This window comes from Saccharopolyspora elongata (assembly GCF_004348985.1).
GTDB classification, from domain to species: domain Bacteria; phylum Actinomycetota; class Actinomycetes; order Mycobacteriales; family Pseudonocardiaceae; genus Saccharopolyspora; species Saccharopolyspora elongata.
The window spans coordinates 80,498-101,501 of the sequence record NZ_SMKW01000007.1; the positions used below are offsets into that span (position 1 = coordinate 80,498).

Sequence of the window (21,004 nt, forward strand, 5' to 3'; positions counted from 1 at the left end):
AAGAGATCAGGATCACATTGCGGATCGTGCGGTTCTGCCGGGTCGTGGGCGCGGACCCACGACCCGGTGGCTCAGAACGCGGTCACGTGGATCGTCGACCCGGGCTCGACCTTGCTGCCGGGGAGCGGCAGCTGCCCCAGGATCATCATGCCGTCGCGCTCGAAGAACGCCTGCACGTCCAGCTGCAGGCCCAGCGCGGCGACCTGCTGCTTCGCCTCGTCGACCCGGACGCCGTTGAGGCTGGGCACCTCTACCGCGTTGGACAGCACCACGCCGATCCGAGGCTTGCCGACCAGCCGGATCTCGCTGCCGATGGCCGGATCGGTGCTGATGACGTGGTCGCCGGCGATGTCGGAGTCGAACTGGCGACCCGCCTCGTAGGGATCGAACCCGGAGTTGCGCAGCGTGGTGAACGCGTCGTCCTTGCTCATCCCGCGCACGTCGGGCACCTTCACCGGCGGCGGGCCCTTGCTGACGATCACGGTGACCTCGGCGCTGATGTTCAGCGGCGTACCGGGGCCGGGGTTCACGCTGATGACCCGGCCTTCGGGCACCGTCGTGTGGAACTGGTCGGCGGACTCGTCGTGCTTGGGTTGCAGCTTGACGTTGCGGATCGCGCTCTCCGCCTCGGCGAGCGTGGTGCCCTCGGCGATCTCCGGGACCTTGGGCTCGCCCAGCGAGACGACGAGGTCCACGGTGCTGCCGCTGCGCGCCTTGCTGCCCTCGTTCGGGTTGGAGCTGATCACCACGCCTTCCGCGACGGTGTTGTCGTAGGTCTTGGTGACGTTGCCGGTCAGTCCGGCGCCTTCCAGCGCCTGCTGCGCGACGGCCTCCTGCTCGCCGACGAGGCGCGGCACCTGGACCGAACTGCCGAGGCCCAGCCAGAACGCGGCGCCGCCGACCAGCGCGGCCAGCGCCAGGACCACGACGGTCCACACCAGCACCGTCCGCCTGCCGCGACGCCGGTCCCGCTGCGGGCCGGTGGCCGGGGCGGCGACGGCGGAGAACTCCTGGGTGTGGTCTCCGGTAGCGGGGCGGGCCATCGCGCGGGTGCGCTGCGGCCCGACGGGGGGCGTCTCGCGGACGGCCGGGATCTGCTCCGTCGGCGGGTCCTCGGCCGCGGGCGCCATCTGCGTGGTGCGCTCCTCGGACGCCGGGACCGGCACGGCGACCGGGGCGATGCCGAGGTCGGTGCGGACCTGCTGCAGCTCGGCGAGGAACACCTCGGCGTTCTCCGGGCGCTGCGCGGGGTCGCGGCGCGTCGCGCGGAACACGAGGTCGTCGATGGCCTGCGGGATCTCGGGCACCAGCTCGCTCGGCGGCGGGACGTCGTCGTTGACGTGCCGGTACGCCACCGACAGCGCGGTGTCGCCCACGTAGGGCGGGCGGCCGGTCAGCATTTCGAAGAGCACGATCCCGGCGGCGTAGACGTCGGAGCGCGCGTCGGCGGCCCCGGTGGTCACCTGCTCCGGCGACAGGTACGCGACGGTGCCCAGGATGATGCTGCCGCTGGTCGTGCCGGCCTCCGCCGCGGCCCTGACCAGCCCGAAGTCGGCGACCATGACCGAGCCGCCCCGGCCGATCAGCACGTTCTCCGGCTTGACGTCGCGGTGCACCATGCCCGCCTGGTGCGCGGCGCCCAGCGCCGAGAGCACCGGCGCCATGACGCTCAGCGCCATCGCCAGCGGCAGGCGGCCGCCGCGGTCCAGGATCAGGTCCCGCAGCGTGCAGCCCTCGACGAGCTGCATCACCAGGAACACGTGGTCGCCGTCGGGGCGGTGGTCCACGCCCTGGTCGTAGACGGCGACGACGTCGGGGTGGTGCAGCCGGGCAGCGGCGCGCGCCTCGCGCTCGAAGCGGTCGACGAACGACCGGTCGCCGGAGTACTGCGCGTCCATCACCTTGATCGCCACCGGCCGGTCCAGCCGGGTGTCCAGGCCGCGGTAGACCGTGGACATGCCGCCGCGAGCGATCAGCGAATCGACCCGGTAGCGGCGTTCGAGCATGGCTCCGACGAGGCTCGCGCCACCGCCAGAACGTGTCTCAGGAGTCATCTTCCGCCCACCGCCGGGAACCTTTCCGCCCCCGATTGTGGCAGGCCGCGCGGGCGGCACCGGGGATGGCTCCGCGGTCGGGCTCGGGATCGATCACGATCATGATGGTATGCCGGGCGTGACCCGTGCGGTGTGCGGCATCGCGGTCGGTCATGTGGCAAGGTGTGCAGCGTGAGTGCGATCCCTGCTGCCCCGGATGTGCTCGCTCCCGATGTGGAGGTCGTCCCGCTGCCCGACGTCGCCGAGCGACTCGGTCAGCCAGTGACCCGGGTGCACCAACTGATCCGTGATGGACATCTGCTCGCCCTGCGCAGGAACGGAGTGCTGGGCGTGCCCACCGCGTTCCTCGTCGACACCGAAGTGGTGAAGGGCCTGGCGGGCACGATCACCCTGCTCCGGGACAACGGCTACCAGGAGGACGAGATCCTCCGGTGGCTGTTCACCCCGGACGACTCGTTGCCAGGCACGCCGATCGACGCGTTGCGCGGCGACCGCGGTCGCGAGGTGAAGCGGAGGGCTCAGGCGATGGGCTTCTGAGGTCCGGCCGACCGGACGACGAAACGCTGCTCAGCCTGTTCGGGGCTCGTGAGCACTTTGGTCCGTCATAGCGATCCAAAGTGCTTACGAGGCCGTCGAGCTGCGCGAACGCGGCAGTCGGCGCCGGTCAGCCGGTGATGCGCCGGGCGGCGAGCTTGCCGGACAGCAAGACCGGCGGGACGCCCACGCCCGGCGTCGTGCCCGAGCCGGCGAGCACCGCGTTGGCCAGGCCGCGCACCAGGTTGCGCGGCCGGAACGGACCTGTCTGCGCGAACGTGTGCGCGGCCGAGAACGGTGTTCCGGCGGCGTGGCCCTGCGCCGCCCAGTCCGCCGGGGTGATCAGCTGCTGCTCCTCGATCGCCGCGCCGAAGCCGGCGAACCCGCGCCGCTCCAGCTCGCCCAGCAACTCGTCGCGGTAGGCGGGGCCGATCCGGTCCCAGTCGATCGGCCCGGTGCGCAGGTTCGGGCAGGGCGCGAGCACGTAGTGCAGCTCGCGGCCGTCGGGCGCCAGCGACGGATCGGTCGCGGTCGGCCGGGTGATCAGCAGCGACGGATCGGTCATCAGCCTGCCGTCGCGGATGATCTCGGTGAACGTGCTGTGCCAGGCCGCGCCGAAGGAGATCGTGTGGTGCGCGTCGGACCAGCCGCGGGTGGTCCCGGCGTGCAGCACCACCGCCGACGGCGACCAGCGCAACCGCCGCCGCGGACGGCGGCCGAGGAGCTCGTGCACGACCGGTAGGTCGGGCGTGAGCACGAACGCGTCGGCCTCGATGCGGGTGCCGTCTGACGTGCGGACCGCGGTGATCCGGTCGCCGCGCCGCTCCAGTGCCGTGACTTCGGCGTTGTAGTGGAACGCGACGCCCGCGCCCGCTGCCGCGTCGGCGAGCGCGGTCGGGACCGCGTGCATGCCGCCGCGCGGGAACCACACCCCGTTGACGGTGTCCATGTACGAGATGACGGCGTACAGGGCGAGCGCTCGGCGCGGGTCCAGGCCGGCGTAGAGCGCCTGGAAGGAGAAGACCCGGCGCAGCCGCTCGTCGGCCAGGAACCGGCCGATCGCCGGGCCGAGCCGGCCGAAGCCGCCGAGCGCCGCGAGGCGCGCCAGCTCGGGCGAGAGCAGGTCCAGCGGCGAGTCGAAGTTCGCGTCGATGAAGCGGTGCATCTCCGCCCGGTAGACCTCGGTCAGCCAGCGCCGCAGCCGCCGGTACCCGGCCGCTTCCGCAGGCCCGGCGAACCGCCGCACCTCCTCCTCCATCGCGGCGGCGTCGGTGTGCACGTCGAGCGCCGAGCCGTCCGCGAACCGCGCCCGGTAGGCCGGGTGCAGTGGGATCAGGTCGAGGCGGTCGGCCACCGATTCGCCGACCGCGTGCAGTGCCTCGTCGACGAGCTCGGGCATGGTCAGCACGGTCGGGCCGGTGTCCATCCGGTACCCGGCGACCTCGTGCAACCCGGCCCGCCCGCCAGGCAGGCCCGCCCGTTCTACGACCGTCACCCGCCGCCCGGCGCCCGCGAGGTGCAGGGCCGCGGTCAGCCCGGCCAGGCCCGCACCGACGACCACGACGTGATCGGTGCGTCCGGCGACGGTGCGCATCAGTGGCTGCGGTCGGTGACGGCGATTGCGAGCTCCGCCAGCCGCGACGCGGCCGGTTCGGCCAGTCCCGCGGTGTGCAGCGCCAGCATCGCAGAGCCGGTCAGGTCGGTGATCCGCTTCTCGACGGCCGCGACCGCGCCGAGCCTCGTCAGCACCTGCCGGGCCTGCTCGACGCGGTCCGCGTCCAGTTCGGGATCGCCGAGCACGTCGCGCAGCAGGTCCAGGGCGGGCTGGTCGGCCTGCTCGCGGGCCGTCGCCACGGCCTCGGCGATCAGCACCGTCCGCTTGCCTTCGCGCAGGTCGTCCCCGGCGGGCTTGCCGGTCACCCCGGGGTCGCCGAAGACGCCGAGCAGGTCGTCGCGGAGCTGGAAGGCGACGCCGATGTCGGAGCCGAACCGGCGCAGTGCCTCCAGCGCGTCCGGGCCGGCCCCGGCGGCCTCCGCGCCGAGCTCCAGCGGCCGCTGGACGGTGTAGGACGCGGCCTTGAGCTGGCAGATCTGCAGCGCGGCCTGCGGCGTCTCGTCGCCGCGGAACTGGCCGAGCACGTCGAGGTACTGGCCGGCGAGCACCTCGGTGCGCATCGCGCGCCACGGGCGCAGCGCCCGGGCCAGCGCCTCCGGCGGGATACCGGCGCTGTGCAGCAGGTCGTCGGCCCAGGACAGCGCCAGGTCGCCGAGCAGCACCGCGGCGGCGCGCCCGAACTGGATGCCGGCGCCGGAGAACCCGGACTCGCGGTGGATCTGCTCGAACTTGCGGTGCACGGTCGGGTTGCCGCGGCGGGTGTCCGATTCGTCGATCAAGTCGTCGTGCACCAGCGCGCAGGCCTGCAGCAGCTCCAAGGCGCTCGCGGCCCGCAGCATCGCCTGCGCCGCGGGGCCCTCGGCGGGCCCGCCGGCCGCGCGCCAGCCCCACCAGGCGAAGGTGGGGCGGATCCGCTTCCCACCGCCGAGGACGAACCCGGCCAGCTCGGCCACCGCGGTCGCGAACGCCGGGTCGAGGTCGGCTGCCTCGGCGCTGCGGGTCTGCAGGTAGTCGGTCAGCGTCCGCTGGACCTGACCGGGGAGGTCGGTTTCCACGACGACGGTGTCCTTGCCGGTCGCTTGCAGGGTGGTCGAATTCGATGGGGGCACACCTCCATCCTCCGCGACGCCATCGGGTGACGGCCGCCGGGGCCGCTCCCAGCCGCTGGGACGATGCCGGAGGAGTCCGGGAACCGTCCTTATCCTGTTCGGCATGACGGCGGTGGTGGATCGGTTGCGGACCGAGAAGACGACTTTCTCGGTGGAGTTCTTCCCGCCGCGGGGCGACGACGAGGAGCGCATCCTCTGGCGGGCCATCCGCGAGCTGGAGCCGCTGGACCCCGCCTTCGTCTCGGTGACCTACGGCGCGGGCGGCTCCAACCGGGACCGCACCATCCGGACCACCGGCCGCATCGCGCAGGAGACCACCCTGACGCCGATGGCGCACCTGACGGCAGTGGACCACTCCGTCGCCGAACTGCGCAACGTCATCGGCTGGTACGCCGCGTCCGGCGTGCAGAACGTGCTGGCCGTGCGCGGTGATCCGCCGGGGGACCCCAACGGCGAATGGCTCCGGCACCCCGAGGGCCTGACCTACGCGGAGGACCTCGTCCGGCTGGTGCGGGAGCTCGGCGAGTTCTGCGTCGGCGTCGCGGCCTTCCCGCACGGCCACCCGCGCTCCTCGGACCTGGAAACCGACGCCGACCACCTGGTGCGCAAGATCCGCGCGGGCGCGGGCTTCGCCATCGCCCAGCTGTTCCTGGAGCCGGAGTACTTCCTGCGGCTGCGCGACCGGATGGCCGCCCGCGGCTGCGACGTGCCGCTGCTGCCGGGCATCATGCCGATCACCACGCCGCGGGTGCTGGGCAAGTTCGGCGAGCTCGCCGGGGTGCCGGTGCCTACCGAGGTGTCGGAGCAGCTGCTGCCGCTGGCGGAGGATCCGGCGGGGTTCCGCGCCGCAGGCGTGGATCTGGCGACGCGGCTGTGCGAGCGGCTGATCGCCGAGGGCGTCCCGGCGCTGCACTTCTACACCCTCAACCGCTCGAAGGCGACGCGCCAGGTGGTCGCGAACCTCGGCCTGGGAGCCGGTTAGGCGTTCTGGTCCGCCCGGCTGCGCACGTGGGCGCGCAGCGCGAGCACCGCCACGACGGCCGCGGCGCAGAACGTGAGCCCGCCGACCAGCAGCGCCCAGCCGATCCAGTCCATCCCGGTGGAGTTGGAGAACTGGTAGGTGGCCGACATCTCGCTGACCGCGCCGGGCTGCAGCGACCAGGAGATCGTGCCGGCGCTCTCCTGGCCGTTGGTGTTGGTGATCTCGCCGGGCGCGCTGATCTTCAGGTCGACGCCGGAGTCGGTGTCGGCCAGCGGCGTCAGGTCCGCCGAGCCCTCGAAGATCACCAGCGAGCCGGACCGGGACAGGTGCAGCCGGTAGCGGGCATCGGGGCTCATCGCCTCGGCGAGCTGCTCGACCTCCGGGAAGGTCAGGTCGCGGAACGACAGGTGCGAGCCGACGCGGGGGCCGTCGCGGAACGGCGTGATCTGCACCCGGTCGGCGACGTTCTCGGGCGGCTGCAGGCGGAGCGGGGCCTGCCCGTCGGCGACCTGGGTGGCGAGCACGACCTCGCCGGACACCTGGTCCTCGCCGGAGATGTTCAGCGAGGCGTTGGCGTGCAGGCACCCGCTGAGCAGCGCGCCGAGCACGGTGATCAGGACCAGCAGGAGCGCGGTGCGGCCGCGCGGGGTCTTGTCCTCCACCCGGGCGATCTTCCCATCCGGCGGGCCTTTTCGCCGCCTGCGAACGCTCACTTTCGTCGAGGCGCGTGACCGCGTCGCCGTTCGATAGCGGGTTCTTGTTCTTGAAGCGGCGCAGCCGCTTGGCCCACGCACTCAGCGTCCGCCGCCGCGGGTTCACGGTGCCCACCCGCCCGGGGTTCTCCCAGCGACGAGAGCCCCGACGTGGTGAATCGGTCGGGGATCCCACAGCGAGAAGGCGTCTGGGGTTCCGCTACCCGCGCCGTTAATCGAGATGAGTTCTCCGACAGGTTCGATAGCGTGGCGGGCATGGGAGTTGACCACAGCGGTGTGCACGAAATCAGCGACCAGTTCGTATCCGAGCTGGTCGCGCTCGACCCGGTCGCCGGAACCTACCTGGGCGTGCCCGGCCGGGACGAGGAGCTGACCGACTACTCGCCGGACGGGCACCGGGCCCGCGCGGAACTCGCCCGCCGCAGCCTCGCGGCGGTGCAGGCGGCCGATCCCGCCGACGATTCCGAGCGGGTCGCGCAGGCGGTGTTCGCCGAGCGCGTCGGTTTGGACCTGGAGCTGCACGAGATCGGCGCGGACATGGCCGCGCTGAACGTGATCGCCAGCCCGGTGCAGGAACTCCGGCAGGTCTTCGACCTGATGCCGACCGACACCCCGGAGCAGTGGCGCACCATCGCCCGCCGCCTGTCGGTGATGCCCGAAGCGGTGCTGGGCCTGCGCGCCGGGCTGCTGGCGGCGGCCGCGGACGGCAACGTGTCGGCGGCCCGGCAGGTCCGCAAGGTCGCGGAGCAGTGCGACACCTGGTCCGGGCGCGGCGGGCAGTCGTCGTTCTTCGCGGCGATGGTCGGGCGCGCCGAGGGCGTGGACGAATCGCTGCGCCGCGACCTGGACACCGCAGCCGAATCGGCCGCCGAGGCGTACGCCGGACTCGCCGACTTCCTCCGCGGCGAGCTGCTGCCGAAGGCCCCGGAGAAGGACGCCGTGGGCGAGCAGCGGTACCGGTTGTGGTCGCGCTACTTCACCGGAGCCCGGCTCGACCTGCGGGAAGCGTACGAGTGGGGCTGGCAGGAGTTCTCCGGCATCGAGGCGGAGATGAAGCAGATCGCGAACCGGATCAAGCCGGGGGCGACGCTGGCCGAGGCCGCGGCCGTGCTGGACGCCGATCCGCGCTACCAGGTGCACGGGCAGGACCGGTTCGAGGAGTGGATGCAGCAGCTGTCCGACCAGGCGCTGCAGGACCTGCGCGGCACGCACTTCGAGATCCCGGACCCGCTGATGCGGCTGGAGTGCCGGATCGCCCCGCCGGGCGGCGGCGTCGGCGCCTACTACACCGGCCCGACCGACGACTTCTCGCGGCCCGGCCGGATGTGGTGGTCGGTGCCCGCCGACCGGCAGGACTTCCCGACCTGGCGCGAAGTTTCCACCGTGTACCACGAGGGCGTGCCGGGACACCACCTGCAGGTCGCGACCGCGGTGCACGAGGCGCAGCGGCTCAACAAGTTCCAGCGGCTGGCCTGCTTCGTCTCCGGGCACGGCGAGGGCTGGGCGCTGTACGCCGAGCGCCTGATGCGCGAGCTCGGCTACCTCGAGGACGACGGCGACCTGCTCGGCATGCTCAACGACCAGCTCTTCCGCGCGGCGCGCGTGGTGGTCGACATCGGCATGCACCTGGAGCTGGAGATCCCGGCGGGTACCGGCTTCCACGAGGGCGAGCGCTGGACGCCGGAGCTGGGCCTGGAGTTCATGCTGAGCCGGACCATCACCGACCCGGCGCAGGTCCGCGACGAGATCGACCGCTACCTGGGCTGGCCGGGCCAGGCGCCGTCGTACAAGCTCGGCGAGCGGCTGTGGCGGGCGGCCCGCGACGAGGCCAAGCAGCGCCACGGCGCGGCCTTCGACGTGAAGGAGTTCCACACGCAGGCCCTGCGGATGGGCGGCATGGGCCTCGACACCCTCCGCGAGCAGCTGGCCCTGCTGTAACGGGCTCGGCATCGACCCGGGCCGTGGGTCTTCCGGGGTACCGGGAGACCCACGGCGCCGTGGTCGGAAATCGAACCCTGCTCCGACGTCAGCCGCGGGCCACGTCGCCCACCGGCGCGATCAGCTGGGTTCCAGGGGGAGCGAGCGCCCCAGGACCGCGAAGGGGCGCGGGTCGCCCGTGAAGCGGTAGTTGCGCAGGACGTCCGCGAAGCCCACCCGGCGGTACAGCTTCCAGGCGCGGGTCGGGCCTTCCGGCGTGGAGAGCAGGACCTTGCCGCCCTGCGCGCCGGAGAGCAGGCGGCGCAGGATCTCCTCGCCGAGGCCGCCGCCCTGGCTTCCCGGGTGCACGTGCAGCTCGGTGAGCTCGAAGTAGTCGTCCAGCCAGCTGTCGGCGTCGCCGCCGCTGCTCAGCAGCCCGCGGCGGACCTGCTCGTGCCACCACTGCCCGGGGGCGCCCAGATAGCCGTAGCCGATGCCGATGAGCTCGTCGTGGTCGCTGAACGCGCCGATGCAGCGCCAGCCCGCGCGCAGCATGTGCGCCGACCACATCGGGGCGCGCTGCTGGGCGGTCGTGGGCGGGTAGTTCATCGCGGTCACGTAGATCTGCAGGGCCTCGGGCAGCCGGGCCCGGAGCTGCTCCGTGGTCAGCTCGGTGATCCGGTCACAACGGGGGGATGGCGCGGCGGTCACGGGCCGAACATTAGACCCTCCGCGGCGTGCGGTCCTTTCCGCGGCCGATCCTGCCGCTGCGGCGTCCCGGCCGGGTGCCTGATTCGGCCACTCGGGTGATCATCTTGGCTGGTCATGACTCGAACAGGTGAGCTAGGGCTCATTGCTTGAGTCCGTCGGTGGTGCGCGCTAATCTGAAGATGTTCGAACGGAAGTTCGATGAACGTTTGTTCGAACATCGAGTCCGGCGGTGGGGTGGGGGAAGCACCCCGCCGCCGGACCTGCCGGCTCCCCACGGCAGGCGTGGACGGCTTCGTCGTGCAGAGGAGATACGCCGATGTCTTTTTCCACTGACTTCTCGATTCCGGCTCCGCGGCATTCCGTGGAGAACCACGAACCGACGCCCGAGGCGGACACGCCGGCCGGTTCCCTGTCGTTGCTGCTCGACGCCCGCAGCCGCCTGCACGAAGCGGAGGAGGCGGACCGGCCGAGCGAGCGGTACGTGGCCGCGCACGTGGCGGCGTTACGTGCCGCGACGGCGGTGGTGGTGGCGCGTTCCTGGCGGCGCGAGAACAGCCGCCCGGCCAGCGTGTGGACGATGCTGACCGCCGCCGCCCCCGAATTCCGGGAGTGGGCGGCCTACTTCGCGGCGCGCTCGGACCGGCGGGCCGCGGCGGAGGCGGGGGTGCCGACCATCACCAGGCTGGATGCCGACGGGCTGTTGGCGCGCAGCCGCGAATTCCTCGAAATCGTGGGCCGGAGCCTGCTGGGGGTGGCTCGATGAACGGAACCGAACTGGGGCTCGACTACGGGCGGATGCTCGATCTGCTCGGCATCGAGGCGCAGCTGCTCACGGCGGCGACCCACGACGCGCACGTCGACGCGCCGGTGTGGGGCGCGTCCGGGCGGACCTTGGGGCAGACGATCCGGCACCTGGGCGATCTGTGCGAGGACACGCTGTCCTGGCTGGGCGCGACGGCGGCCGAACAGCGCTGGGATCTGCCGGATCGGCCCGCGCTGCGCGAGGTGACCAGCAGGTTCGCCGTTCGCCTTGCCGACCTGCTCGCCGAGTTCGGCTCCCGGCCGCCGCACGACCGGTGTCCGACGTGGTGGCCCGAGCAGCACACCGTGCGGTTCTGGCTGCGTCGAATGCTGCACGCCACGACGGTGCACCGGGTGGACGTGCAGGCCGCGGCGGGAGTGCTGCCGACGCCGATCGAGCCGGATGTGGCCACCGACGGCGTTGACGAGGTGCTGCGGCTTTGGTTCGGCTACCGGCTGCACGCGCTCGGCATCACCGCGACGCGGCCCTGTTCGGTCGGGGTGTACGTGGCCGACCGCAACTGGCTGGTCACCGCGGACCAGAACGGGGCCGCGGTGGTGAGTTCGGGGGACGTGTCGACCACGACGCCCGACGCGGTCGTCGGCGGTGATGCGCCCGCCGTCTACCTGTGGATGTGGGGCCGGCTGCCCGATCGAGCGGTGGAGACCAGTGGCGATCTCGATGCGATCGCGCAGCTCTGGGGCCTGCTGCAACTCGCCACCCGCTGAGCCCTCGAAGCTCGTTCTGGGTGGCGGCGCGGACCTCGTCGCGGAGGGAGTCTCGCCGATGGGCGTTGGCGAACGGAGTCAGGCGCGTAGCCGCAAACCCTTCGGCGTGGCGCGGAATCCTGCTTCGGTGAGCACGTCGGCCAGGCGGGATCCCCAAGCGCCCTCGCCGTCGGCGCGCTGCACTGCGAGCTGCTCCAACCAGCCGTCCCGGACAACGCGGGCCAACCCCGCCGCAGCGCTGCGCAACGCGGATTCGTCGTCGGTGAAGGACAACAACGACTTTCCGCCGCGCTCGACGTAGAACACCGCTTCGCCGGACACGAGGACCACGAGCGCTCCGGCCTTGCGCCCGGGCCGATGCCGGGTTTCGCCCATCACCGCAGGCCATTCCAGCGCGCCCCCGTAGGGCTGCGCCGGGTCGGCGGCCGCCAGCACCACAGCCTCGTCGTCGCCATCCTCGCGGGACAGCGCGCGCAGGCGATCGATCGCGCCGGGCACCGCGAACTGCGCGGCCCCGAGCCCCTCGACGACGTATCCACGCCTGCAGCGCCCGGATTCCTCCATCGCCCGAAGCACCTTGTACACGGCGGAAAATCCGCCCGTGACGCGCTCGATGTCCAGCGCTCCGCGCGTCAGCACCCCGTGCCGTTCCAAGAACGCTTCGGCCCGCGCGTGCGCCCGTCGCGTCGGTTCGCTGGACGGCTGCGGCGCCAGCGACCAACGCCCCGACACCGTCGGCGGTCCGCTGCGGCTGGGCATCGAAGGCCGCCCCGCGCGCAACCTCGCGTAGCGGCCACGAGGCGCGCTGCGGCGCGGCTTGTGCGCTGCGCCGCGTCCGGACACCAACGCTCGCAACGGCGCCAGGGTGTCGTTCGTGACCGCGCCGGACCAGACCAGATCCCACAACGCCGAAGTGACCGCATCGTCGGCTGGCGCGCTCTCGCCCTGCTCCAGCAGCAGCGCCGCCGACCGATCCGCCAGCTGGCGGAAGAACAGCGCGCCACCGTCCAATGCGGACACAACAGCGCGGTGCAACGGGGAATCGGCGGTGGCCTCCTCCGGCAGGTCGGGCAACAGCAGGTCGGCGACATCGGTGGGCGCCAGCGCGATCCAGCCGTCGCCGCCGGCCAGCGAGCCCGAGCCGACCCAACTGACCTCGCCGGTCGCGGTCAGCTCGTCGAGCAGCGCGGGGGAATAGCCGGGCAGCCGGGCGGGCAGGATCAGCGACTCCAGGCCGCTCGCCGGAACCGGCGCGCCCGCGAGCTGTTCGACCACGGCGTACACGTCGTCGACCGTCGGCGCGCTGCGCAGCCGCGCCCCGATGCCGTGCCACGCGGGCAGGAAACGGCCCAGCGCGGCCGGTTCCACCGGCTCGACCTCGGCGCGCAGCCGGGCCAGCGACGCCCGGCGAAGCCGCCGCAGCACGTCGGCGTCGCAGTACTCCAGCACGCCGCCGCCACCGGCCTCCAGCGGCCGCAGCTCGCCGCGGACCAGCCGCCCGGTGCCGGTCAACCGGTACAGCACGCCGTGCACCACGGCCACGCCCAACCCGAATCGCTGCGCCGCGGCGTCGGCGGTGAACGGCCCGCGGCAGCGCGCGTAGCGGATCAGCAGGTTGCCCAGCGGGTCGGCGACAGGCTCGGTGAACGCCTCCGGCACGCCGACCGGTAGCGCGACGCCCAACGCATCGCGGACCTTGCCCGCGTCCTCGATCGCGATCCAGCGCTCGTCGCCCGCGATGCGGACCCGCAGCACCCGGCGCTGTTCCGCCAGGTCCGCCAGCCACTCCGGACGCACGCCTCGTGCCTCGGCTTCGGCGGTGGACAGATCTCCCAGGAACCGCAGCAGGTCCACCGCGGACTCGGCGTCGCGGGCTTGCCGATCCGGGGCGAGCCGCTGCAGCTGCTGCTCGATCTCGTCGAGCGCCTCGGGATCGAGCAGCTCCCGCATCGCCTCCGAACCGAGCAGCTCCGCCAGCAGCGTCGAATCCAGGCTCAACGCGGCCGATCGGCGCTCCGCCAGCGGCGCATCGGTCTCGTACAGGAACATGCCGATGTAGCCGAACAGCAGGCTGCGTGCGAACGGCGACGGCGTCGGCGTCTCGACCTCGACCACCCGCACCTTGCGCGCCGCGACCTGCGACATCAGCTCGGTCAGCCCGGGCAGGTCGTAGACGTCCTGAAGGCATTCCCGCATCGCTTCGAGCACGATCGGGAACTGCTCGTACTGCGCAGCCACCGTCAGCAGCTGCGCGGCCCGTTGCCGCTGCTGCCACAACGGCGTGCGGCGACGCGGATCCCGGCGCGGCAGCAGCAGCGCCCGCGCCGCGCACTCCCGGAACCGGGCCGCGAACAGTGCCGAACCGCCGACCTCGTCGGTCACCACCTGCTGCACCTCATCCGGCGGCAGCAGGACGTCTTCGGCGGTCGGCAGGACCTCCGCGCCGGACTCGTCCAGCGCGTCGGCCAGCCGCAGCACGATCCCGTCGTCGGAGGAGGCCACCTGTGGCTCGATCCCGCGCCGCTCGCGGATCCGGGCGCCGATGGCCAGCGCCCACGGGCCGTTGACCTTGGCGCCGAACGGCGAGTGCACCACCATCCGCCAGTCGCCGAGCTCGTCGCGGAACCGCTCCACCACGATCGTGCGGTCGTCCGGGACGTGCCGGGTCGCCTGACGCTGTTCGTCCAAATAGGACAGCAGGTTGTCGCGGGCCCACTCGTCCAGCCCGGCGGCCGTCACACGGGACCGCGCCGCCTGGGTGTCCGCGCTGGTCAGCTCCCGGACGAAGGCGCCCAGCGCGCGCCCGAGCTCCAGCGGCCGCCCCGGCGAATCGCCCTTCCAGAACGGCATCCGGCCCGGCTCGCCCGGCGCGGGAACCACCACTACCCGGTCGTGGGTGATGTCCTCCACCCGCCACGCCGAGGTGCCCAGCAGGAAGGTGTCGCCCACCCGCGACTCGTAGACCATCTCCTCGTCGAGCTCGCCGACCCGCACCCCGCCCTTGCCCGCCTCGTCGGCGGGCGTGGTCACCACGAACAGGCCGCGGTCCGGGATCGTGCCGCCGGAGGTCACCGCGAGCCGCTGCGCACCCGGCCGCGCGCGCAGCTCGTCGTTCACCCGGTCCCAGACGATGCGAGCCCGCAGCTCGCCGAACTCCTCGCTGGGGTAGCGGCCCGCCAGCATGTCCAGCACCGCGTGCAGCGCCGAATCCGGCAGCCCCGCGTAGGGCGCGGCGCGCCGCAGCAGCGCCGCCAGCTGCGGCACCGGCCAGGTGTCCATCGCGACCATCGCCACGACGTGCTGGGCCAGCACGTCCAGCGGGTTGCGCGGGAACGACAGCGACTCGATCAGCCCGTCCGCCATCCGCTCGGACACCACGGCGCAGCCGACGAGATCGCCCCGGAACTTCGGGAACACCACGCCCCGCGACACCGCGCCGACCTGGTGCCCGCCGCGCCCGATGCGCTGCAGCCCGGATGCCACGCTCGGCGGCGTCTCCACTTGGATCACCAGGTCCACCGCGCCCATGTCGATGCCCAGCTCCAGCGACGAGGTGGCCACCACGCAGGCCAGCCGCCCGGACTTCAGCTCCTCCTCGACCACCGCCCGCTGTTCCTTCGACATCGAGCCGTGGTGCGCCTTCGCGACGATCGGCGGGGCGCCGCCGCCGATCCCGGAGCCGCCCACCGCCTCGGCGGGGAACCGCTCCAGGGGCACCGGCTCCTCGGCCGCGAGCTCGTTGATCCCGGCGGTGAGCCGCTCGGCCAGCCGCCGGGAATTGGTGAACACGATGGTCGAGCGGTGCTCGCGGATCAGCTCCAGGATCCGCTCCTGAACCGACGGCCAGATCGACGTGCGCTGCTCCGCGCCCGCCGCCGGGCCCTCGACCTCGCCGGTCGGCGCGCCCAGCTCGGCCATGTCCGGCACCGGCACCTCGACCCGGACCTCGACCTGCTTGGCGTTCGCGGGCTGGATGGTGCGCACCGGCCGGCCGCCGGCCAGGAACGTCCGCACCTCCTCCACCGGGCGGACCGTCGCGGACAGCCCGATGCGCTGCGCCGGCTTCGGCAGCAGCTCGTCCAGCCGTTCCAGGGAAAGCGCCAGGTGCGCTCCGCGCTTGGTGGCGGCCACCGCGTGCACCTCGTCGACGATCACCGTCTCGACGCCGCGCAGCGACTCCCGGGCCGCCGAGGTCAGCAGCAGGAACAGCGACTCGGGCGTGGTGACCAGCACGTCCGGCGGCGTGCGGGCGAACGAACGGCGTTGGTCGGCCGGGGTGTCCCCGGTGCGGATGCCGACCCGGATGTCCGGCGGGGCGCTGCCGAGGCGCTGCGCGGCCTGCCGGATCCCGGCCAGTGGCGCGCGCAGGTTCCGCTCCACGTCGACGACCAGCGCCTTCATCGGCGACACGTAGAGCACCCGGCAGCGCTGCTTCGCGTCGGCGGGCGTGCCTTCCGCGGCCAGCTTGTCCAGGGCGGAGAGGAACGCCGCGAGCGTCTTGCCGGAGCCGGTCGGCGCGACGACCAAGGCGTGCTCGCCCCCGGCGATCGCCTCCCACGCGCCGCGCTGTGCCTCGGTGGGCGCGGCGAAGGCCCCGCGGAACCAGTCGCGGGTCGCCGCGGAGAAGCCGTCCAGCACATCGCTCACCACTACATGCTGGACCAACGCCCTGACACCGACACCCGCGACCGGCAGTGGCCGACCGTCCACAAGGGCCTGCCGGGATGTGATTCGGCACGAATGCGGGGGATCGGTGCTTCCCGCCGCCGCTGACGTGGCAGCATTCGAGCCCGGAAGCTTCAGCGTGGGAGGGGGACGGGTGCGCGTCCTGTCAGTGGATCTCGGCACCTCGAACACCGTCGCGGTCCTGTCCGCGCACGGTCGGCCGCCGCGGGTGGTCGAGGTCGACGGCTCTGCGACCATGCCGTCCGCGGTGTTCGCCACCGAGGACGGCGGGATCATCGTCGGCCGCGACGCCGAACGCCGCGCCCGGCTCGACCCGTCCCGGTTCGAGCCGAACCCGAAGCGCCGGGTCGACGAGAGCACCCTGCTGCTCGGGGACAACGTCATCACCGTCACCGACGCGCTGGCCGCGGTGCTGCACCGGGTCGCCGAGGAGACCACCCGGCAGCTAGGCGGCGCCCAGCCCGACGAGGTCCGGCTTACCCACCCCGCGCAGTGGGGCACGGTCCGCCGCAACGTGCTGCTGTCCGCCGCCCGGTTGGCCGGTTTCACCTGCAACCTGGTGCTGATCCCGGAACCGGTGGCCGCGGCCGCGCACTTCGCGTCCTTCCCGGACCGCGCCCTCGGCGCCGGCCAGGCGCTCGCCGTCTACGACCTGGGCGCGGGCACTTTCGACTGCGCGATCGTCGGCGCCACGCAGAACGGGTTCGCGGTGCTGGCCGAGGACGGCCTGGCCGACCTCGGCGGGTTGGACGTCGACCAGGCGCTGCTGGAGCACGTCGGGCGACAGGTCTCCAACAAGGACCCGCAGCGCTGGCAGCGGCTGCTGCGCCCGGAGAGCACCGGCGACCGGCGGGCCCAGCGTGCCCTGCGTGAAGACGTCCGCGCCGCGAAGGAAGCGCTCTCCCGGCACCCGCAGACCGAGGTGCCGATGCCGGAGCCCTTCGAGGACGTGCTGGTCACCCGCGCGGAGCTGGAAGCGCTGGTGCGGCCGAGCATGCTGCGCAGCGTCGAGCTGCTGGCCGCCGTGCTGCGCTCCAACGCGATGAACCCGGAGCACCTCGCCGGCGTGTACCTGGTGGGCGGTTCCAGCCGGTTGCCGCTGGTCGCCAGCCTGATCGGCGAACAACTGCGGATCGTGCCGACGACGCTCGACCAGCCGGAGACGGCCGTCGCGCTCGGGGCGCACCACGTGTCCCGCGACGGTGCCGCGATGTGGACCCAGGACATCCGGTCCAGCCCGCAGTCGGGCCCGGTCGCCATCCCGCAGACCGGTCAGCCGCAGGCGCCGTACCGGGAGCCCGACACGGTCCGCACGTACCCCGTCGCGCCGCCCCAGCAGCAGCCCCACCCCCAGCCGCCCGCGGACGTGTCCCGGCGCAACCGCAACATGCTGATCGGCCTCGGCGCGGTCGCGGCCGTCGCGGTGATCGTCGCGGTCGTGGCGATCGTGTTCCGCGCCACCAACGGCTCCAGCGCGCCCAGCGCGGCGGACTGCTTCCAGCCCGGCACCGTCAACGCCGAGGGCTTCACCGCCTGCCTGGGCAACCTCGCCGGTACCGTTCCGGAGCACGCCAACTGCGCGCCGGGCTGGCAGCGGATCATGCCCGGCCTGCGGGAGCTCGACGGCACCGTGGTGTCCTGCTCGATCGGCAATCCCAACGAGGGCACCCAGATCGTCTACACCCAGCTGGACACGATGGAGGCCGCGCAGCGGCGCGCCGACCTGCTGCTGGAGTTCAACGGCGTGACCAGCGACCAGGTCGAGGCGGACTGGAGCGGCAACGGCCTGACCGGCACCTACCGCGCGGTCACCAGCGACACCTTCGGCACCCTGGTGTTCACGGTCGACGACCGCCCGCTGGTCGGCATGGTGCTCAAGCCCAACGGCGACAAGCAGCTCGACCCGAACAAGCTGGCCGACGAGTTCGAGAAGTCGGTCCAGCCGGGCACGGCCTGATCCAGCGCCTGGTTCAGCGCCGGTTGCGGTGCTCCCACAGGAAGCGCACCGCGAGCACGATGACCGCCAGCAATACGGCGCCGATCACCACCTGGCCCAGCGGCGTCGACAACCCGGTCGGATCGGCCTGCAGCAAGAGCAGCACACCACCAGGGTACGGCCGCCGCGTAGGCTGGCGGGCGATGCGCCACACTGCTTTCCGCCAACGCATGGCCGACGAATTCGGCCGGGTCCGCGCCGAGATGCTGGCCCAGGACCACGTGTTCTCGTCCCTCGACGGGCGGACCGTCGACCAGGCGCTCGAGGCCGGGCTGTCGACCAAGGAGGTCTGGCAGGCGGTCTGCGACGCCTTCGAGGTGCCCGCCGAACGGCGCTAGGACTCCGCTTCCTCCTTGCGCTCCGCGGCGCGGGGCGCCGCGGGCCGGCGTTCCGGGACCTCGAAGTCGGCCCACAGGTTCTGCGCGCTGATCTGCTGCTCGGCGCTGCGCCCGGCTTCCAGGTAGTGCTGGTAGGCGCGGCGCCGCTCCTCCTGCATGTGCCGCCACGTCTCGGCCTGCACCAACCGGTTCTGCTCCGGCGTGGGGTTGCCGTCGGCCACGGCCTTTTCGGCCTGGCAGAGCGGTTCGATCTCGGCGATCCGCCGCTCGTCGGCGAGTCGCTGCTCGGGGACCTCCTCGGCGGGCGGTTCGTGGTGCCGGTAGCGGACGTAGGGGTTGTCCTGCGGCAGTCCGCCGCTGACCCGGCCGTAGAACCCGAGGAACATCAGCAGCATGCCCGCGATCAGGCTGAACACCACGTTCTGCAGCTTGAAGGCGAACACGTTCCAGGGCGTGTTCAGCAGGCCCAGGTTGATCAGCCCGGACAGGAAGAACAGCACCCCGACCGCGGCGGTGGTGGTGGAGGCGACCGGTCCGCCCCAGGCGGCGGCGCCGACCAGGATCGCGCCGACCACCACCGAGACCACGGCCAGCAGGCCGTTGCTGGACAGGCCGATGACGTCGATGCCCCTGGTGGTGAACAGCGGCACCTGGTTGGCCAGCCCGAGCACGCCGAAGGCGAGCAGGAACGCGCCGAAGATGGCCGCCCCGACCCGGTAGAACCGGCTCAGCGGGTGGTCTGGTGGCAGGTAGCGGTCCATTCGCATGGTCGGCACCTCCTCGGAGCCCGGGCGGCCGGTTCGCCAGTTGGTCTTCCGAGTGTCCGCCTCGAACACGGTGATCGCACTGTCACACGGTCGGGTGACGTCGCTGGCGTGTCGGGAAGTTGATCGAACATCCGTTCGTCTAAGATGGGGCGCGTGGGATCGGACCGTCGGCGCACCCCGCGACGGAATTGTCGGTCCCTGCCCGTAGCGTCTGATCTGACACACGACGACGAAGTTCGACTCGACCGAGGTGGACCCCCGATGGCAGCGACACCGGACAAGGGCAAGGCGCTGGAGCTCGCGCTCGCCCAGATCGACAAGCAGTACGGCAAAGGGTCGGTCATGCGGCTCGGCGACGAGTCGCGCGCACCGATCGAGGTCATCCCGACCGGTTCCATCTCGCTGGACGTCGCGCTGGGGATCGGCGGTCTGCCGCGAGGCCGCATCGTGGAGATCTACGGCCCGGAGAGCAGCGGTAAGACCTCCGTCGCGCTGCACGCCGTGGCCAACGCGCAGAAGCTGGGCGGCACCGCGGCGTTCATCGACGCCGAGCACGCGCTGGACCCGGAGTACGCCAAGGCGATCGGGGTGGACACCGACGCACTGCTGGTGTCCCAGCCGGACACCGGTGAGCAGGCGCTGGAGATCGCGGACATGCTGATCCGCTCCGGCGCGCTGGACATCATCGTCATCGACTCGGTGGCCGCGCTGGTGCCGCGCGCCGAGATCGAGGGCGAGATGGGCGACAGCCACGTGGGTCTGCAGGCCCGGCTGATGAGCCAGGCGCTGCGCAAGCTGACCTCCGCGCTCTACAACGCCAAGACCACCGCGATCTTCATCAACCAGCTCCGCGAGAAGGTCGGCGTGATGTTCGGCTCGCCGGAGACCACCACCGGTGGTAAGGCGCTGAAGTTCTACTCGTCGGTGCGCCTGGACGTGCGGCGGATCGAGACGCTGAAGGACGGCTCGGACGCGGTCGGCAACCGGACCCGGGTCAAGGTGGTGAAGAACAAGGTCGCCCCGCCGTTCAAGCAGGCCGAGTTCGACATCATCTACGGCATCGGCATCAGCCGCGAGGGCTCGCTGATCGACATGGGCGTCGAGCAGGGCATCATCCGCAAGTCCGGTGCCTGGTACACCTACGAGGGCGACCAGCTCGGCCAGGGCAAGGAGAACGCCCGCAAGTTCATGCGGGAGAACCCGGACATCGCCAACGAGATCGAGAAGCGGATCAAGGAGAAGCTCGGCATCGGCGCGACGCTGGACGCCGAGACCGCCGAGCCGGCGCCGGTGGACTTCTGATCCGGCCGACCGCCTGTTGATCGCCTTTTGGCCATTGGGTGCAGATGAACGGTGACGGTACGCGTCGGGGGAGCGGTGCGCGGCGCCGCTCTTCTGACGACGCCCCGCCGGAAGCCGCGGCCGACGAGAAGCCGCGGCGCATGCCGGACGATCCGGAGCAGTTGGCTCGGGACACGGTGTACCGGCTGCTTGCGGCCCGCGCGCGCAGTCGCTCGGAGCTGCGAAAGGCCTTGCTGCGCAAGGAGATCGACGAGGAAGTCGCCGACGCCGTGCTGCAGAAGTTCGTCGACGCGGGCCTGGTCGACGACGCCTCGTTCGCCGAGGAGTGGGTGCATTCACGGCAGCGGTACCAGGGGTTGGGGCGCAAGGCGCTGGGCTTCGAGCTGCGCCGCAAGGGCGTCGACGAGCACCTGGTCGACGCGGCATTGTCCACTGTGGATGGCGACGCGGAGGTGGAGCGCGCGCGGGAGCTGGTGCAGCGCAAGCTCCGGACGATGGCGAACCTGGACCACGCGGCGAAGATGCGCCGCCTGGTCGGGATGCTGGCCCGCAAGGGCTATTCCGAAGGCCTCGCGTTCCGCGTGGTGCGGGAGGAAATCGAGCGCTCCGGCGACGACGCTCCGGACCCGGACCTCGAATCCCCGTGACCGACAGCGTCGCGGCTTCGTCCGCCCGCTGAGCGAGCAGACCTGCCGGGCGGCCGGTGCGCGATGGCGCGCCGCCCGCTCGGCTTTGCTTTTGCCGGCACGG

17 protein-coding genes are annotated in these 21,004 nt (G+C 72.3%); 9 read left to right on the forward strand and 8 right to left on the reverse strand.

Annotation, left to right across the window (positions count from 1 at the left end):
- Window positions 1-71 precede the first annotated feature (71 nt).
- The gene (gene pknB / locus E1288_RS07985; protein ID WP_235883414.1) at window positions 72-2,054 is read right to left on the reverse strand and encodes a Stk1 family PASTA domain-containing Ser/Thr kinase; all 1,983 of its coding nucleotides are present in this window, start codon (window positions 2,052-2,054) and stop codon (window positions 72-74) included.
- Window positions 2,055-2,225: 171 nt separating this feature from the next.
- Here pknB and E1288_RS07990 point away from each other — a divergent pair, with 171 nt between their 5' ends.
- Window positions 2,226-2,591: an Rv2175c family DNA-binding protein gene (locus tag E1288_RS07990; RefSeq protein WP_207954243.1), complete on the forward strand. Its 366-nt coding sequence runs from the start codon at window positions 2,226-2,228 to the stop codon at window positions 2,589-2,591.
- A 127-nt stretch (window positions 2,592-2,718) separates the two neighbouring features.
- Here E1288_RS07990 and crtI read toward each other — a convergent pair whose 3' ends face one another.
- On the reverse strand, window positions 2,719-4,182 hold the full coding sequence (gene crtI, locus E1288_RS07995) for a phytoene desaturase family protein (RefSeq protein WP_132482813.1): 1,464 nt from the start codon (window positions 4,180-4,182) through the stop codon (window positions 2,719-2,721).
- Entirely contained in the window at window positions 4,182-5,312 is a 1,131-nt protein-coding gene (locus E1288_RS08000) for a polyprenyl synthetase family protein (protein ID WP_235883415.1), read from the reverse strand. Before E1288_RS08000 ends, crtI begins: the two co-directional genes overlap by 1 nt.
- A 103-nt stretch (window positions 5,313-5,415) precedes the next feature.
- Between E1288_RS08000 and E1288_RS08005 the strand changes: the two genes are divergently transcribed.
- Window positions 5,416-6,294 carry a methylenetetrahydrofolate reductase gene (locus tag E1288_RS08005; protein ID WP_132482815.1) on the forward strand — a complete coding sequence of 293 codons (879 nt, stop codon included), beginning with the start codon at window positions 5,416-5,418 and terminating at the stop codon, window positions 6,292-6,294.
- Here E1288_RS08005 and E1288_RS08010 read toward each other — a convergent pair.
- Window positions 6,291-6,956 carry a DUF3153 domain-containing protein gene (locus E1288_RS08010; RefSeq protein ID WP_132482817.1) on the reverse strand — a complete coding sequence of 222 codons (666 nt, stop codon included), beginning with the start codon at window positions 6,954-6,956 and terminating at the stop codon, window positions 6,291-6,293. The genes E1288_RS08005 and E1288_RS08010 overlap by 4 nt on opposite strands.
- 306 nt (window positions 6,957-7,262) lie before the next feature.
- Between E1288_RS08010 and E1288_RS08015 the strand changes: the two genes are divergently transcribed.
- Complete coding sequence (locus E1288_RS08015; protein ID WP_132482819.1) at window positions 7,263-8,945, forward strand: DUF885 domain-containing protein; 1,683 nt, start codon at window positions 7,263-7,265, stop codon at window positions 8,943-8,945.
- Between the two features lie 120 nt (window positions 8,946-9,065).
- Here E1288_RS08015 and E1288_RS08020 read toward each other — a convergent pair whose 3' ends face one another.
- The gene (locus E1288_RS08020) at window positions 9,066-9,635 is read right to left on the reverse strand and encodes a GNAT family N-acetyltransferase (protein ID WP_132482821.1); all 570 of its coding nucleotides are present in this window, start codon (window positions 9,633-9,635) and stop codon (window positions 9,066-9,068) included.
- Window positions 9,636-9,951: 316 nt separating this feature from the next.
- Between E1288_RS08020 and E1288_RS08025 the strand changes: the two genes are divergently transcribed.
- Together E1288_RS08025 and E1288_RS08030 are read left to right on the forward strand one after the other, a co-directional pair.
- Window positions 9,952-10,398: an SAV_6107 family HEPN domain-containing protein gene (locus E1288_RS08025; RefSeq protein ID WP_132482823.1), complete on the forward strand. Its 447-nt coding sequence runs from the start codon at window positions 9,952-9,954 to the stop codon at window positions 10,396-10,398.
- Window positions 10,395-11,165 carry a maleylpyruvate isomerase N-terminal domain-containing protein gene (locus E1288_RS08030; RefSeq protein ID WP_235883416.1) on the forward strand — a complete coding sequence of 257 codons (771 nt, stop codon included), beginning with the start codon at window positions 10,395-10,397 and terminating at the stop codon, window positions 11,163-11,165. The genes E1288_RS08025 and E1288_RS08030 overlap by 4 nt, the downstream gene beginning before the upstream one ends.
- Before the next feature lie 78 nt (window positions 11,166-11,243).
- Here E1288_RS08030 and E1288_RS08035 read toward each other — a convergent pair whose 3' ends face one another.
- Window positions 11,244-15,812, reverse strand: coding sequence for an ATP-dependent helicase (locus tag E1288_RS08035; RefSeq protein ID WP_132482825.1), 4,569 nt, complete (start codon window positions 15,810-15,812; stop codon window positions 11,244-11,246).
- A gap of 172 nt (window positions 15,813-15,984) precedes the next feature.
- Here E1288_RS08035 and E1288_RS08040 point away from each other — a divergent pair, with 172 nt between their 5' ends.
- The gene (locus E1288_RS08040; protein WP_132482827.1) at window positions 15,985-17,808 is read left to right on the forward strand and encodes an Hsp70 family protein; all 1,824 of its coding nucleotides are present in this window, start codon (window positions 15,985-15,987) and stop codon (window positions 17,806-17,808) included.
- Between the two features lie 13 nt (window positions 17,809-17,821).
- Here the strand turns inward: E1288_RS08040 and E1288_RS49790 are convergent, their stop codons facing one another.
- Entirely contained in the window at window positions 17,822-17,953 is a 132-nt protein-coding gene (locus tag E1288_RS49790; RefSeq protein ID WP_268951806.1) for a hypothetical protein, read from the reverse strand.
- Window positions 17,954-17,990: 37 nt separating this feature from the next.
- Between E1288_RS49790 and E1288_RS08050 the strand changes: the two genes are divergently transcribed.
- Window positions 17,991-18,185 (forward strand): DUF3046 domain-containing protein, encoded by a 195-nt coding sequence (locus E1288_RS08050; protein WP_132482831.1) that lies wholly within the window; start codon window positions 17,991-17,993, stop codon window positions 18,183-18,185.
- On the opposite strand, the gene E1288_RS08055 is transcribed toward E1288_RS08050, so the two are convergent.
- Window positions 18,182-18,952 (reverse strand): DUF4383 domain-containing protein, encoded by a 771-nt coding sequence (locus E1288_RS08055; protein ID WP_132482833.1) that lies wholly within the window; start codon window positions 18,950-18,952, stop codon window positions 18,182-18,184. The two genes, E1288_RS08050 and E1288_RS08055, sit on opposite strands and share 4 nt — an antisense overlap.
- Before the next feature lie 261 nt (window positions 18,953-19,213).
- On the opposite strand from E1288_RS08055, the gene recA reads away from it, so the two are divergent.
- Window positions 19,214-20,254 (forward strand): recombinase RecA, encoded by a 1,041-nt coding sequence (gene recA, locus E1288_RS08060; RefSeq protein WP_132482835.1) that lies wholly within the window; start codon window positions 19,214-19,216, stop codon window positions 20,252-20,254.
- Between the two features lie 140 nt (window positions 20,255-20,394).
- The gene (locus E1288_RS08065) at window positions 20,395-20,901 is read left to right on the forward strand and encodes a regulatory protein RecX (RefSeq protein ID WP_235883417.1); all 507 of its coding nucleotides are present in this window, start codon (window positions 20,395-20,397) and stop codon (window positions 20,899-20,901) included.
- Window positions 20,902-21,004 lie beyond the last annotated feature (103 nt).

Excerpts from the sequence above, each read along its gene's own strand:
- E1288_RS08025 (WP_132482823.1), top strand. The coding sequence starts at position 9,952 with ATGTCTTTTTCCACTGACTTCTCGATTCCGGCTCCGCGGCATTCCGTG.
- E1288_RS08015 (WP_132482819.1), top strand. The coding sequence starts at position 7,263 with ATGGGAGTTGACCACAGCGGTGTGCACGAAATCAGCGACCAGTTCGTA.
- E1288_RS08050 (WP_132482831.1), top strand. The coding sequence starts at position 17,991 with ATGCGCCACACTGCTTTCCGCCAACGCATGGCCGACGAATTCGGCCGG.
- E1288_RS08005 (WP_132482815.1), top strand. The coding sequence starts at position 5,416 with ATGACGGCGGTGGTGGATCGGTTGCGGACCGAGAAGACGACTTTCTCG.
- recA (WP_132482835.1), top strand. The coding sequence starts at position 19,214 with ATGGCAGCGACACCGGACAAGGGCAAGGCGCTGGAGCTCGCGCTCGCC.
- E1288_RS08065 (WP_235883417.1), top strand. The coding sequence starts at position 20,395 with ATGCCGGACGATCCGGAGCAGTTGGCTCGGGACACGGTGTACCGGCTG.
- crtI (WP_132482813.1), bottom strand. The coding sequence starts at position 4,182 with ATGCGCACCGTCGCCGGACGCACCGATCACGTCGTGGTCGTCGGTGCG.
- E1288_RS08055 (WP_132482833.1), bottom strand. The coding sequence starts at position 18,952 with ATGCGAATGGACCGCTACCTGCCACCAGACCACCCGCTGAGCCGGTTC.
- pknB (WP_235883414.1), bottom strand. The coding sequence starts at position 2,054 with ATGACTCCTGAGACACGTTCTGGCGGTGGCGCGAGCCTCGTCGGAGCC.
- E1288_RS08030 (WP_235883416.1), top strand. The coding sequence starts at position 10,395 with ATGAACGGAACCGAACTGGGGCTCGACTACGGGCGGATGCTCGATCTG.